General features: G+C 40.7%; 14 protein-coding genes. 9 read left to right on the top strand and 5 right to left on the bottom strand.

Going from position 1 to position 13,746, the window contains the following annotated elements:
* The first annotated feature begins 337 nt into the window (after positions 1-337).
* From trpD to A9Z07_RS12270, 6 genes are all read left to right on the top strand, one after another.
* Positions 338-1,387 carry an anthranilate phosphoribosyltransferase gene (gene trpD / locus A9Z07_RS12295; RefSeq protein ID WP_069578973.1) on the top strand — a complete coding sequence of 350 codons (1,050 nt, stop codon included), beginning with the start codon at positions 338-340 and terminating at the stop codon, positions 1,385-1,387.
* 9 nt (positions 1,388-1,396) lie between these two features.
* On the top strand, positions 1,397-2,203 hold the full coding sequence (gene trpC, locus A9Z07_RS12290) for an indole-3-glycerol phosphate synthase TrpC (protein WP_069578958.1): 807 nt from the start codon (positions 1,397-1,399) through the stop codon (positions 2,201-2,203).
* Positions 2,204-2,299: 96 nt separating this feature from the next.
* A complete protein-coding gene (locus A9Z07_RS12285) occupies positions 2,300-2,725 on the top strand; it encodes a hypothetical protein (protein WP_069578957.1) in 426 nt (141 codons plus the stop codon).
* Between the two features lie 138 nt (positions 2,726-2,863).
* Positions 2,864-3,553, top strand: a complete 690-nt coding sequence (locus A9Z07_RS12280) for a Smr/MutS family protein (RefSeq protein WP_005258830.1) — start codon at positions 2,864-2,866, stop codon at positions 3,551-3,553.
* Positions 3,554-3,644: 91 nt separating this feature from the next.
* Complete coding sequence (gene folE / locus A9Z07_RS12275; RefSeq protein WP_171062185.1) at positions 3,645-4,193, top strand: GTP cyclohydrolase I FolE; 549 nt, start codon at positions 3,645-3,647, stop codon at positions 4,191-4,193.
* 14 nt (positions 4,194-4,207) lie between these two features.
* Positions 4,208-4,567 carry a cupin domain-containing protein gene (locus A9Z07_RS12270; protein ID WP_069578955.1) on the top strand — a complete coding sequence of 120 codons (360 nt, stop codon included), beginning with the start codon at positions 4,208-4,210 and terminating at the stop codon, positions 4,565-4,567.
* A 36-nt stretch (positions 4,568-4,603) separates the two neighbouring features.
* Here A9Z07_RS12270 and A9Z07_RS12265 read toward each other — a convergent pair whose 3' ends face one another.
* The 4 genes from A9Z07_RS12265 to hemE all read right to left on the bottom strand — a co-directional run bounded on the left by A9Z07_RS12265 (position 4,604) and on the right by hemE (position 9,122).
* Positions 4,604-6,484 carry a DUF4105 domain-containing protein gene (locus A9Z07_RS12265; RefSeq protein WP_069578954.1) on the bottom strand — a complete coding sequence of 627 codons (1,881 nt, stop codon included), beginning with the start codon at positions 6,482-6,484 and terminating at the stop codon, positions 4,604-4,606.
* An 82-nt stretch (positions 6,485-6,566) separates the two neighbouring features.
* Positions 6,567-7,037: a DUF3015 family protein gene (locus A9Z07_RS12260; RefSeq protein ID WP_004773725.1), complete on the bottom strand. Its 471-nt coding sequence runs from the start codon at positions 7,035-7,037 to the stop codon at positions 6,567-6,569.
* Between the two features lie 172 nt (positions 7,038-7,209).
* A complete protein-coding gene (locus tag A9Z07_RS12255) occupies positions 7,210-8,004 on the bottom strand; it encodes a DUF817 family protein (RefSeq protein ID WP_069578952.1) in 795 nt (264 codons plus the stop codon).
* 44 nt (positions 8,005-8,048) lie between these two features.
* The gene (gene hemE / locus A9Z07_RS12250; RefSeq protein ID WP_004773727.1) at positions 8,049-9,122 is read right to left on the bottom strand and encodes a uroporphyrinogen decarboxylase; all 1,074 of its coding nucleotides are present in this window, start codon (positions 9,120-9,122) and stop codon (positions 8,049-8,051) included.
* Positions 9,123-9,321: 199 nt separating this feature from the next.
* Between hemE and A9Z07_RS12245 the strand changes: the two genes are divergently transcribed.
* Positions 9,322-10,551 (top strand): L,D-transpeptidase family protein, encoded by a 1,230-nt coding sequence (locus A9Z07_RS12245; protein ID WP_004773728.1) that lies wholly within the window; start codon positions 9,322-9,324, stop codon positions 10,549-10,551.
* Positions 10,552-10,611: 60 nt separating this feature from the next.
* Here the strand turns inward: A9Z07_RS12245 and A9Z07_RS12240 are convergent, their stop codons facing one another.
* Entirely contained in the window at positions 10,612-11,883 is a 1,272-nt protein-coding gene (locus tag A9Z07_RS12240) for a GGDEF domain-containing protein (protein ID WP_069578951.1), read from the bottom strand.
* A 162-nt stretch (positions 11,884-12,045) separates the two neighbouring features.
* On the opposite strand from A9Z07_RS12240, the gene pyrC reads away from it, so the two are divergent.
* Together pyrC and rnt are read left to right on the top strand one after the other, a co-directional pair.
* The gene (gene pyrC / locus A9Z07_RS12235; RefSeq protein ID WP_069578949.1) at positions 12,046-13,080 is read left to right on the top strand and encodes a dihydroorotase; all 1,035 of its coding nucleotides are present in this window, start codon (positions 12,046-12,048) and stop codon (positions 13,078-13,080) included.
* Positions 13,065-13,730, top strand: coding sequence for a ribonuclease T (gene rnt / locus A9Z07_RS12230; RefSeq protein ID WP_004773731.1), 666 nt, complete (start codon positions 13,065-13,067; stop codon positions 13,728-13,730). The genes pyrC and rnt overlap by 16 nt, the downstream gene beginning before the upstream one ends.
* Positions 13,731-13,746 lie beyond the last annotated feature (16 nt).

Raw genomic sequence — 13,746 nt, 5'->3', positions numbered from 1 at the left:
TGAAGACCGACCTAATATATCCACTTTTATTTAGTTGATTTATACTCATTTTTTCTAGGGATATGTATGATTAAGATATACCAAAAGGTTAATTCCTTATCATAAAAACTCAGAATAAATTAAAACCTTTTTCCAGAAATAAATCGAGCTATTCAAAAATACCATATCAGAGAAGCAGCAAAATTTTTAAAACTATGACCGAACAACAAAAAACTTTGTTTATTTTCTGATAACATAGCTCGCAGCTAGTGAATCATGGATCACAAAAAGCCAAACCATCTACTCAGACAACTGACCTCACTCAAAATTTTAATCATTGATGCTGTAACTCATGACTATGAATATCCAACAGGCCCTTAATCACATTACCAAGAACATTCATCTTACCCAGCCTCAAATGGAAGATGTGATGCGCAGCATCATGCAAGGCGAAGCAACGGAAGCGCAGATTGGTGCACTGATGATGGGCTTACGCATGAAAGGTGAAAGTATTGATGAGATCACCGCTGCGGCACGCATTATGCGTGAGTTTGCCATCAAGATTGATGTCAGTGATATTCCGCATCTTGTCGATATCGTGGGTACAGGGGGTGACGGCCAAAATCTGTTTAATGTTTCAACCGCTTCTAGCTTTGTGATTGCCGCTGCGGGTGCAACTATTGCCAAACATGGTAACCGCGGTGTATCCAGTAAATCAGGTTCTTCTGATGTACTTGAGCAAATCGGGATTCAGCTTGACCTGGATATGCAACAAACTGAACGCTGCATCCGTGAAATGGGTGTCGGTTTCCTGTTTGCGCCAAATCATCATAAAGCCATGAAATACGCTATTGGCCCACGTCGTGAATTGGGAATCCGCAGTATTTTCAACTTATTGGGACCATTGACCAACCCTGCTGGCGTGAACCGTTTTGTGATTGGCGTATTCTCAGACGAACTTTGCCGTCCGATTGCTGAAGTATTAAAACAGTTGGGTGCCGAGCATGTACTGGTTGTGCATTCTAAAGATGGTCTGGACGAAATCAGTCTGGCTGCACCTACTGCCGTCGCTGAACTCAAAGATGGTGAAATTACCGAATGGACATTGAATCCAGATGATGTCGGCATTCCATCTCAAACCTTGTCAGGTTTAGTGGTGAATAGTTCAGAAGAAAGCCTAAAACTGATTAAAGATGCACTAGGCCGTAATAAATCCGACATTGGCGAAAAAGCAGCAAATATGATTGCACTGAATGCAGCTGCAGGGATTTATGTAGCAGGCATTACCAAAACCTATAAACAAGCTGTTGAGCTGGCGCAGGATATTCTGTACGGCGGACAAGCGCTCGAAAAAATGAGTATCTTGGCTGAATTTACCAAGACATTGAAACAATATCAGGCAGACTAAGGACTTCTCATGATCGATATTCAAAATACCATTTTAGGTAAAATTGTTGACCGCAAACATGAGGAGCTTGCAGCACGTTTAAAACAACGTAGCTTGCATGATGTTGAACAATGGGCAAAAGAGGCTTCACCTGTACGTGGTTTTGCCAATGCTTTGCAACATAAACGTCCAGCTGTGATTGCTGAAATTAAAAAAGCATCTCCGTCTAAAGGCATTATTCGTGCAGATTTCAATCCAGCAGAAATTGCCCAACAGTATGAACAAGCGGGTGCTGCTTGCCTGTCTGTATTAACGGATGTGGATTTCTTCCAAGGCGCGGATGAAAATATTGCTATCGCACGTAATCACTGTTCCCTGCCAGCTTTACGTAAAGACTTCTTGGTTGATCCTTATAATGTCATTGAAGCACGTGCTTTACATGCAGATTGTATTTTACTAATCGTGGCCTGCCTATCCGATCAACAGCTTGAAGAAATGTCGAAAACGGCATTTGAGCAGCAGTTGGATGTGTTAGTTGAAGTGCATGATGAATATGAATTAGAGCGTGCTTTAAAACTTTCTGAACAATGCATTTTGGGTGTCAACAACCGTAATCTTAAAACCTTTGATGTCGATTTAAATACCTCATTGCGTTTAAAGAAATTATTGCCTGCTTCTCGCGTTTTGGTGACAGAAAGTGGTATCGCCACACCTGCTGATGTAGAAATGATGCAAGCCAATGATATTCATACTTTCTTGGTCGGCGAAAGCTTTATGAAGCAACCTCGCCCAGATCAGGCATTTAATGAATTGTTTGGTCAGCCTGAGCAAATCTAAGCCAGTAAGGTTCAAGCTAAGGTTTTATCTTGAACCTTTAAAATGATACTAGAACTAAAATAAGTTCCGAATAAAGAATAAAATTGATGGAACAATATGAATAATTTTTTATTACTCATCGGGTTAATCTTATTAGTGGGTTTCCCTATTTATAGTCATTTGTTTTTTCACGAAAAAATTCAGAGTTTTAAAGACCCAAGAGTTTTTTACTACTTAACGATCATTCCTGGCTGCATTTTGATTGGCATTGCAATGTATTCATCCCCTGCTCAGACTTTAATGACGTCTCAAGCATGTGGTGTAATCGAACAATATAAAAAAATTCAAAAACGAGGAGGACACTTCGAACGGCTAGCAATTGTCATGGACCAATCTGGTTATATTCGCTATTTTGATTTTGATCACACTTTACCGCGTCTCCAAGCAAATCAGCATATTTGTTTTGAACTATACGATCGCTTTAAAAATAAAGGTTTAAATCAATCTCGAATTATAAAAATTATAAGTGAGTCATCATCTTAAAAATAATGCATTTTTAATTTTCAATCCGCTCTAAAAAACTAATCTCCATAGCCTCCTGAACGTAATACAGTTCAAATCATCACAGATTCAGACTATAATTTCACACCTCTCTCGTATCTTGCCTATTTTTCTAACATTATGAGTAAACACGATTCATCGCTTTCTAAAGATCAGTTTAATTTACTGAAAGCCTTTAAAAAGCAAATCTCTAATCCTCAATCCAGCGCGATTGCAAAACAAGCCGAATCGAAAAAGGCTCAAGCTGCTGCTGAAGAATTGGAAGATACAGAACTTTTTAAAAAAGCCCTACTTGGGGTCAAACCAATCGACAATCAAAATATTGCCGATACCAAAGTGACGCGTAGCAAAAAAGTTGATGCCCAAACCTTGGCAAAACGTGCAGCGGCAGAAGGTGGAGCTGAGCAAGAGCTTACAGAGATTTCAGATACCCAAGCGATCTTAAATCCTGTGGCTAGTCAAGCGGCATTAAGCTACCGCATCGCGACCTTACAGCACAAAGTCTTTGAAGACTTAAAAGCCGGTAAAATTCGCTGGTTCGAGGCTGTGGATCTACATGGTTGTACCGTTGAGCAAGCACGTGCAGCGGTTCTGCAAATCATTCAAATGGCAAAAGAAGAAAACCAGAATGTCATCAAGATCGTGCATGGCAAAGGCCCAGAAGCGATTTTAAAAACCTATGTCAATGGCTGGCTGAGACAGCATCGTGATGTACTTGCTTTTGTCAGCGCGCCTGAAAATCAGGGCGGCACAGGCGCTGTTTTAGTCCTGCTTAAACGTGCTGAAAAGAACCCTAAATTCAAACAGTAATCGGCATTTATATCAAAATTAAGATTTTTAATCGTTTTCTGATACAATTGCCGTTTTTGTTCAACCCACCTAAGTGAACATTGTTATGTCTATGCAGCAATCGTACGCAAATATCTTAACTGCCGTTGGCGAAGACCTAAATCGCCCCGGCTTGCAAGATACGCCGATGCGTGCGGCGAAAGCTTTTTCTTTTTTAACTTCTGGTTATAGCAAAACGCTTGAAGAAGTTACGAATAGCGCACTCTTCCCTTCCGATAACCATGAAATGGTATTGGTTAAAAACATCGAGTTTTATTCGCTTTGCGAACACCATTTATTGCCATTTTATGGCCGCGTGCATATCGCTTATTTACCTGAGGGTCAGGTACTAGGCCTATCAAAATTTGCTCGTATTACTGAAATGTTTGCGCGTCGACTTCAAGTTCAAGAGAACCTGACACAGCAGATTGCTGAAGCAGTTGCTCAGGTAACTCAGGCTCGTGGTGTTGCAGTTGTGATTGACTCTGCACATATGTGCATGATGATGCGTGGTGTGGGTAAGCAAGAATCAACCACTCGTACGGTTTCTTTTATCGGTGACTTTAAAACAGATAAAGATACGCGTCGCGAGTTCTTGAGCGCTGTGCCAGAAAGCTATTAATACGAGTACTGCATATGTCATCCATTCAGTTAGCAGGTTTCGGTCATTTAAAAAATGAAGCCAGCGTTGATTACCCTCGACCAGATCGTCTGGTTCAGGGTAATCCTGAACGGCTCACTTATAGCTTGTATGAACATCCGCAGATGGACTGTGGCATCTGGCAGTGTGAAGTCGGTGCATGGAATATTCAATTTGCTGATAACAAGCAAGAATTCTTTCAGATCATTGAAGGCATTGTCCGCATCCATGATGCAAAAACCAATTCCTTTATTGAAGTGACTGCTGGGCAAGCAGGCATTATCCCACCTGCATTTGTGGGAACATTTGAAGTGGTGGAAACCGTCAAAAAATATTACGTGATTATAGAAATCTGATCACTGTGAATTGTACTGATCAAAGCTTTGGCCTCTCTAAAAAAACCGTACATATCCTAAGCCGAATTTATTCCAGTCTTTATGATCTTGCTGTTCGAAATCCCAATTCAAACGCACAGCATCATTTACACTTAAACTATATTGTAGTTGTGTGCCCACTCTTAGATTCCACTGGTTTAAATCTTGCCAATACGGCAATTCTATCTGTACAACGCTGTTGATATTATCTGACCATACATTCATGCACCCCACTGTAGGCCCAGCGCCAACACGCCAACCTTTATCCAAGTCCTTTCCACCTTGAATATGACTTTGTAATTGGGCATAGCACAAATGTCGACGATCATAATCCGCCAGACTATAGCCCACTTGCATATTCAGATTCATCACGCCATGTTGTTGGTCTTCGCTAAACTGGCCTTTCTCAATGGCTTCCTGTTTCCAGCCGAGATTAAAACCCCAAGTTAACGGCGATTTAAAAGGTTGAATCGGGTTATATGAATTGACAGATAAGAGATCTAAATGCTCGAGTTTAAGCTTGTCATCACGATATTGCAGGCTGCCATCCAGAAACAGTAATTGTGTGCCGGTACGATAGCCGCCTTGGGGATCGATCAGATCATGATAAGCCTGACGGTGACCCAACTCAATAAACTTCTGCCCTTGTACTTCACCCACATTTACCGACAAGTTACGCGCATGATGCCCTTCTACAGGCTGCTTTTTCGGTCGGGCTGGTTCCTGACGCTGTTTAGGCACTTCTATCTGGCTACGTTGAGCCAGTAATTGGCGTAATTGTGGCTGAGCAAAATCTGCATCGACCTGATGGCTAATATATTGCAGATATAAATCGTCGTAGGCCATTTCAAGAATTTTGGCCTGCTCAGACGGACTATAATTTTTTAAAACAGGTTCAGCTTGATTAATCTCAGTAAACGCAACTTGATGTGCAACTTTAGCTAAAGGCGTGCCATGCTGCTTGGCTTGAGCAAGTAATTGGGTTTCCAGTGCAGGACGGTAAACCACTTCTTTAACCAGATTTTGTTGGTCAACAGCCTTCAAGGTTTCAATTGGAATGGCAGCATAATTAAACTGCTGTTTTAAGTTTAAATTCGGACGTACCAGATCAATCAGGCCGAGCAAGCGGTAAGCACAGTTATCGCTGACGAAATAATAAGGAAAACTCACATGCTGCATTTCCCAGATATGCTCAACCAGAAAGCGGGTTTCTTCTGGAGTTAAATTCAGCTCATATTCCCATAGATCACGGCTTTCAAAATCGCCATATTCTTTGACCTTACGGTAGTACGGCATCAATGAATATTCACCAGGATACTGTCCAGTTAAGCCTTTCCATGCATAAGACCAGTTATCATCCCCTTTCACCGTTGCAGCGTAATTGACTGCATACGAGACCAAATTAAGCTGTTTCTGATCTTTAGGGTCTAGACGCAATAAAGTATGTCCAAACATGGAACTTGGATTGCCCATAAAGTCAGTGGCATAAATCAGGGTAGCTTTATACGGCTTGATCTGGTTAATCCATTCCTCAAACTCAGTACAATTGACTGGAGGAAGTTGTGTCGACTCAATATTCAACTGCTGCATCAACCAACGGCTTCGTGCAGGAAATTTACACCGTATCGATTGATTATCGGTAGCTTCCAGAAATAAGGCTTTAATATCTGCTTGTAATTCGCTTTTTAAATTCGTTTTGCCATCTTTGGCATAAAAGTAACCTGCATAGCTGACTTCACTATTTTGTTTTTGGTCGGCATACATCAAGCGTTGCCATGTGATTTGCTGGTCTAATTGTTTTTGTTGAGCAAGGTCTAAATATTGCTGTAAATCAGATTCAACCGAGGCATGTGCAAAATGGCACATCAAAGATGCTATCGCAAAAGTAATTAATTTCATTCAGCAGCAAATATTTTTAAGTATAAGGAAAATAGCGATAAGAAAACCCTGCCATTAAGACAGGGTTTTATCATGCAGCAAATTAAACATATGCTTTAAGCACCGCATCTTTTGCCATCACGCCTTGTAAAGCATCTAGAACTTGAAGTGAATTTGTATTTTTGCTTGAGTAAATTTCTGCAAAATTGGCTTTAGATACAGCAAAGAAACGTGCTTTATCATTGGCTTTAATTTGCATTAATTCAGCAAGAACATTTAAGCTTTCGCCTTGACCAACAGCCATATCACGCGCTAAAGCTTCAGCATTTTCATTGGTAAATGTCACCACTTGAGCTGTGACTGTTCCACCCTGACGGCAGCCTAAAGTACCGAAGGTAATACCGAGTAACTGGTTGGTAAAGATACCATTGGTTGTTGCAGCAAGAATTTTAGGTGCAACACCTTTTTTACCCGCCCAAACTTGTGTACCCACACCACACCCCACATCATTATCAGCCATTGCTACAGTTGAACCAGCGGCTAACAATGCAGCTAATGCAATTTTCTTTAACATAGGAACGATCTCCAGTATCAATTATTTTTAACTATTTGTTATCACTATTGTGTTGTGTAATTCTTCTTACACAGGAATTAAAATAACCAGCTTGACTTGTTTTAGCAAATAAATTTTTAAATATATCTGAAATATTTATATCAGGGGCAAAAGCCCCATTCTCTCGACAACTTTAATTTAAGCGCCATATCCCATGTTTATCTCGTGTACCAAGAATCTTTAATACCAAAACCAGACTCAGTAATAATAATAAATACCAAGAGCCTAATTTACCCCAACCCACCATATGCCATGCATCTACCTGACTTGGATAGAGCCAGATTTGATAGAAAGTACTAATGTTTTCAGCAATCCAGATCAGGAAAGCCAACAACAGTAAAATCGGTAACATCGGCACTTTAAAGCGATATTTTTGCAACTGAAAATAAAGTTTGGTCTTCCAGAAAATCACAACACTCCATATAAATAAAGCCACCCGAATATCTGGAATAAAAAACTTAGTCATAAAATTTAAATAAGATAAAACCGCCAGACACAGCATATTGCCAAATTGCGGTAAATATTCAAAAGAGACCTGATAAAGCCGTAATGACCGAGCGAAAAAACTGCCCACGGCTGAATACATAAATCCAGCAAAGAGTGGCACAGTCCATAATTTAAAAATAGCTGGTTGCGGATATTGCCAAGATGCAATCGCAGGATGGGTCAGGAATATCTCCATGCCCATTGCCATGATATGAAATAAGGCAATAACCTTCGCTTCTGCCCATGATTCTAACTTTAAATAAACCAGACAAACCTGAATGATGAGGGCATAAAACAGCAAATAATCATAACGAAAGAAGCCCCAGTACTCATAACTTCCCATGGGTGCAGTGACTGCAAATGCGATCAGCAACAATAACCCAAATAAGGCAGCCGAAGCTGCCTTAGTAATAAAACTGAGTGGTAATACAATAAACTGCACGAAACTGATCCTAGCCTGTTTAACGTTGAAGTGTCTGTTAAATATCAGCCTAAATATTTCGCGCTGTATTCATGTACTGTATCCACAAAAATTTTCGGTTGAGCCGGATCGACCCACTGGGTAATACCATGACCCAAGTTGGCGATATAACCTGTTTTCTCACCATTGGCATAGGCATCATCCAACATGGCTTTGACCGATTTCTCAATCGAAGCAGCTGAACCATAAAGTACGGCTGGATCTAGATTACCCTGTAAGGCAGCACGTCCTGCAATAACATCTCGTGCGGTATAAAGCGGTGTAGTCCAGTCTAAACCAAATGCATCTGCACCCGTAGTCAGCATATTCTCTAACCACTGTCCGCCACCTTTGGTAAAGACAATAATCGGAATACGGCGACCATCTTTTTCTCTTTGCAATCCAGCAATGATTTTGGTCATATAATTCAATGAGAACTCAACATATTCTCTATGCGCCAGCGCACCGCCCCAGCTATCAAAAATCTGGATCGCCTGAGCACCTGCATCAATCTGAGCATTGAGATAGTCAATCACTGAATCTGCAAGATGATCCAATAACGCATGCAACACTTCTGGCTGTGCATACATCATATTTTTGGTGAAACGAAACTCTTTACTTGAGCCACCTTCAATCATATAAGTGGCTAAAGTCCAAGGGCTGCCAGAAAAACCGATTAATGGCACTTGCCCATTTAAAGCTGAACGAATGGTCGATACCGCATTCATCACATAAGCTAAATCTGACTTGGCATTTAATTTCGGCAGATTTGCGACATCTTGTTCGGTACGTACTGTTTTATGAAACTTTGGGCCTTCACCAGTTTCAAAATACAGACCTAAACCTAAAGCATCAGGAACAGTTAAAATATCTGAGAATAAAATTGCTGCATCTAACTCATAACGACGTAGTGGCTGCAAAGTCACTTCACAAGCAAATTCGGTATTTTTGCATAAAGAGAGGAAATCACCTGCTTGTGCACGCGTTTCCCGATATTCTGGTAAATAACGCCCTGCTTGACGCATCATCCATACAGGTGTGGTGTCTACAGGTTCACGTAATAAAGCTCGTAAAAAACGATCATTTTTCAACGTTGTCATTACCAATCTCTAAATTTTTTCATATAAAGCGCATGATAACAAAGTTAGCTGGGAATTTATAAGTCGAATTCCATACAAAATTCATGACTTAAAATAAATTTTCGCTTTGACACAAAACTGCTACTGCAAGCGCGCTCATTTTCTGTAATACTTGCAATATCTTATATCTCAATATGAATAATTCATAAGGTTGAATTACATGTTTGTTCGCTCATTACTCGCTATGAGTTTAAGTTGTATTCTTGCTAATGTTGCTTTCGCTGCTCCAACAACTGAGCAACCATTAAATCCAAAAAAAATCGCTGGTTCAGTACAAGATCCGATTGATCCTCTGGCTATCGAACGTCCAGCTTCAAGTGTTACTGCCCAGCCTGCCTCAAGTGTTGCAGCTCAACCCGCTTCGAGTGTGGTCGCTCAAGCGGCATCTGAGCCTCAAGTGAATACTGGCGCTGCTTCGGTTGTATCGCAAAAATTAGAAAATACATCTGACTCAACGACCTCAAAGACTGCTGCTCCTACAGCTAAAGTTTCATGGACGCTGGACAGCATGAATAATGCTGAATGGCCTGAAGGTTTACCGAAAGGACAACTTCCAGCTTATGCACGTGCACATGTGATGTTAAACAATGCACATGCTTCACCTGGTGCTATTGATGGTTCAAATGGTAAAAATACCTTAAAAGCGATTGCGTCATTCCAGCAAATGAACGGTATTACCCCAACGGGTCAGTTGACTAAAGAAACATGGGATGCCCTCGTTGCCAAGCAAACTAAGCCAGCTTATGTAGAATACACGCTGACTGATGCTGACTTTAAAGGCCCTTATGCGGATTCAATCCCATCAGACTATGCTTTACAAGCAAAAATGAAAGGTTTGTACTACACCCGTGTTACAGAAATGCTGGGTGAAAAATTCCATATGGATGAGGCTTTCTTAAAGAAACTGAATCCTACGGCAACATTCAAAAAACCTGGTGAAAAAATTATTGTAGCCAATGTGCGCAATGATCTACCTGAAGATATTCATTTGATCGTGGCACATAAAGGCGCACGTCAACTGTATTTATTCAACAGCAATAACCAGATGATTGCCTCATTTCCTGCAACAATTGGCAGTACTGATACGCCTTCTCCGACAGGTACCTATAAAGTAGTGGGTGTAGCGAAAAACCCTTGGTATAGCTACTCTCCATCAAACTTTGTGCAAGGTAAAAACCTTAAACCCCTTTCTTTACCACCAGGTCCAAATGCACCAGTAGGTAATATCTGGATCGGTTTAAGCAAAAAATCATTTGGTATTCATGGTACGCCAAATCCGTCTTTAATCTCTAAAACAGCATCACACGGTTGTATCCGTTTGACTAACTGGGATGCTAACGACTTGGGCGCGAAAGTACGTTCAGGCGTGACTGTAAAATTCTTGGAATAATTTAAAATTGTTCTAAACAAAAAACCGAATATCGATTCTGATATTCGGTTTTTTTATTGCTTAAATATTTTCTTCTAAGGTCGGTAATGGCTGATAGTAAATCTGGTTACGTCCCAGTTGCTTAGCACGATATAAAGCTTTATCGGCCGTATGAATCAGCATTTCCTGACTGATTTTTGCATTGCCATTAAACACGGTAATGCCCAGACTAATGGTCACATAATGAGAAACTGTCGATTTGTGATGCGGGATCATTAAGCGGTCAATCGCGCGGTAGATATTGGTTGCCACCGCATAAGCGCCTTGAGCCGACGTTTCAGGAAGTAGAACCACAAATTCTTCCCCCCCATAACGCGCCACAAAATCCATATGTCGAATTGAGCTTTTTATGGTTTTTGCAATTTCAGCAATGACCTGATCCCCCATTTGGTGACCATAGAAATCATTATAGTTTTTAAAATAATCAATATCGATAAACAGCACAGACAAAGGCTTATGTTCTTTACATGCTTGCTGATAATGATAGGTACACATTTCTTCAAAAGTACGGCGGTTTGACACATTGGTCAGTTCATCATGCTGACTTAAATGTAATAGTTCGGAAGCCTGAAGACGGAGAATCTGCTCATCAATTTCCGATATTTTTGACTTGATGAATATTTTTCTTTCTTTGGAGGTCAGCATGACACTAATTGAAAAACCTAATAATAAACTTCCAATCAATGTCCGCCCGATCATGAGAAAATCACAGGGAATATGAAATAGAAATAAAAATCCAAGAATCGATATCGCTGCGAAAGAACCAATCCACAACATATGTACGGGTCGAATGCCACTCAGGATAAAACCCAGCATATATAGAAATGCTACCAGTACCATAGCCTGATTTTGTAAGACGACATTCGACACACTCATCATGAGTAATGAGGTCAATACAATTGTAAAAAACACAATCACACAGACGGCTGGATAAAATAAGGAATTGACTTGTTTAAAACGCGATACTGCCCAAAACAGGAAAAGTGCAGCACCCACCACAATCAGGCTCAGGATGCTATAAATAAAATCCAGAACAAAATTTTCGCTGTTTCGAATCACAATAAAATTAGAAGGTAAAATCAACAGCACAAAAATAGTATAGGTAATGACGCCTTGTCCGAAAAACTGAATCGCATTAATTCGCGTTCGGTCGACATTAAACTTCCAGAATTCATTTTCCAGTGCTTGAGGTAAGGTTTGATGGGCATTTTTGGACTGGATATGCTGGGCAACAAGCTGCTCTAGATCTTCTTTTGACCTCCGTAATTGATCAAGATCATATTGGTTATCCATCCCGAATACTCTTTTTATAATGCACTATTCTTGTGCCGCATAAAAATAACACAATTTCTCATTTTGTCATGTGCTTTGCTTAACCACTTATCCGTAATTGTAGTTACCATTTTCACGGTTTATGCATTATTATTTGTATTATTTTTAAGTTTGAAGTAGACCTTGAATACTCTTACACTCTTGCAACCCGATGATTGGCACGCACACCTGCGTGATGGTTTAGCTTTAAAACGCACTGTCCCTGATTTAGCCAAACAATTTGCCCGCGCAATTTGTATGCCGAATCTTGTTCCACCTGTTAAAACTGTCGAAGAAGCGTTAGCTTATCGCGAGCGTATTCTGGCGCATGTTCCTGAAGGTCTGAATTTTGATCCGCGCATGGTGCTTTATTTTACTGACCATACCTCTCCAGATGAAGTTCGTAAAATTAAAGAATCTGAGTTCGTTAATGCAATTAAGCTTTATCCTGCTGGTGCAACCACCAACTCGGATAATGGCGTAAGTGATATCCGTAAGGTATATGGCGTTATTGAACAACTTGAGGAACATCAGGTTCCTTTATTGCTTCATGGCGAAGTGACTCATAATCACGTCGATATTTTTGATCGTGAAAAAAGATTCCTGGATGAAATCCTGTCACCGCTCCTCAAGCAATTCCCTCAATTAAAAGTCGTGCTAGAACATATTACAACAAGCGACGCGGCTAATTTTGTGCTTGAGCAGGATCGTAATGTTGCTGCAACAATTACCCCTCAACATTTACTGTTTAACCGTAATGACATGTTGGTTGGTGGTGTTAAGCCTCACTTCTACTGTTTGCCGATTTTAAAACGTCAAACCCATCAAACGACGTTATTAGAAGTAGCGACCAGCGGCAATCCAAAATTCTTCCTTGGCACAGACAGCGCACCACATGCGCAAAATGCCAAAGAGAATGCATGTGGATGTGCAGGCTGCTATAGCGCACCAAATGCCATTGAGCTTTATGCACAAGCATTTGACCAAGTCGGTAAGCTAGAACGTCTGGAAGGTTTTGCCAGCATATTTGGTGCTGACTTCTATGGTTTACCACGTAATACTTCAACAATCACCTTAGTGAAAGAAGAAAATACGGTTGCCGAGTCTTTTGATTATCTTGAAGATCAAAAAATTATTCCACTTCATGCAGGCAAAACACTGCAATGGAGAAAAGTGTGACACAAGAAGAAAACAAAGCTCCTGTAATTGGTCAGCGTTTTCGTGGATTTTTACCTGTTGTCGTCGATGTCGAAACAGCAGGTTTTAACTCACAAACCGATGCACTGCTTGAAATCGCGTGTATTCCAATTGTTTATGATGAAAACGGTCAATTTGTACCAGGCCCATCATTCCAAGCGCATATCAATCCATTCGAAGGTGCCAATCTGGATCGACGTTCGCTCGATTTTATTGGTATTGATCCTTCTAACCCAATGCGTATTGCCATGGCTGAAGATGAACGTACTGCTTTACGCCGTATTTTCAAATCTTTAAATGAAGTCCGAAAAGCCCAACAATGTACCCATGCGGTCTTGGTGGGACACAATGCGCACTTTGATTTAGGTTTCCTTCAAGCTGCGATTGCACGCTCTGGAACAAAGAACCAGAACCCGTTCCATAGCTTTTCAGTCTTTGATACGGTGACGTTGAGTGCGGTGATGTTCGGACAAACGGTGTTGGCGCGTGCCTGTATTCAGGCTGGAATCGAGTTTGATGGCAAAGAAGCACACTCTGCGTTGTACGATACACAGAAGACTGCTGAACTGTTTTGCTATATTTTGAACAAACTGTCTCCTCACCTTCTTGACACTTTGGTGACAGACCCCTAATATACACCCACCTCAA

The sequence above is a fragment of the Acinetobacter sp. YK3 genome, from assembly GCF_001729365.1.
In the GTDB taxonomy this organism is placed as follows: domain Bacteria; phylum Pseudomonadota; class Gammaproteobacteria; order Pseudomonadales; family Moraxellaceae; genus Acinetobacter; species Acinetobacter vivianii.
Note: the sequence above shows the minus strand (reverse complement) of the source record. Positions and strands in the feature narration are given on the sequence as shown.

What these genes read in the sequence shown, in the direction of transcription:
- trpD (WP_069578973.1), top strand. Translation starts at nt 338, where the DNA reads ATGAATATCCAACAGGCCCTTAATCACATTACCAAGAACATTCATCTT.
- trpC (WP_069578958.1), top strand. Translation starts at nt 1,397, where the DNA reads ATGATCGATATTCAAAATACCATTTTAGGTAAAATTGTTGACCGCAAA.
- A9Z07_RS12285 (WP_069578957.1), top strand. Translation starts at nt 2,300, where the DNA reads ATGAATAATTTTTTATTACTCATCGGGTTAATCTTATTAGTGGGTTTC.
- A9Z07_RS12280 (WP_005258830.1), top strand. Translation starts at nt 2,864, where the DNA reads ATGAGTAAACACGATTCATCGCTTTCTAAAGATCAGTTTAATTTACTG.
- folE (WP_171062185.1), top strand. Translation starts at nt 3,645, where the DNA reads ATGCAGCAATCGTACGCAAATATCTTAACTGCCGTTGGCGAAGACCTA.
- A9Z07_RS12270 (WP_069578955.1), top strand. Translation starts at nt 4,208, where the DNA reads ATGTCATCCATTCAGTTAGCAGGTTTCGGTCATTTAAAAAATGAAGCC.
- A9Z07_RS12265 (WP_069578954.1), bottom strand. Translation starts at nt 6,484, where the DNA reads ATGAAATTAATTACTTTTGCGATAGCATCTTTGATGTGCCATTTTGCA.
- A9Z07_RS12260 (WP_004773725.1), bottom strand. Translation starts at nt 7,037, where the DNA reads ATGTTAAAGAAAATTGCATTAGCTGCATTGTTAGCCGCTGGTTCAACT.
- hemE (WP_004773727.1), bottom strand. Translation starts at nt 9,122, where the DNA reads ATGACAACGTTGAAAAATGATCGTTTTTTACGAGCTTTATTACGTGAA.
- A9Z07_RS12245 (WP_004773728.1), top strand. Translation starts at nt 9,322, where the DNA reads ATGTTTGTTCGCTCATTACTCGCTATGAGTTTAAGTTGTATTCTTGCT.
- A9Z07_RS12240 (WP_069578951.1), bottom strand. Translation starts at nt 11,883, where the DNA reads ATGGATAACCAATATGATCTTGATCAATTACGGAGGTCAAAAGAAGAT.
- rnt (WP_004773731.1), top strand. Translation starts at nt 13,065, where the DNA reads ATGGAGAAAAGTGTGACACAAGAAGAAAACAAAGCTCCTGTAATTGGT.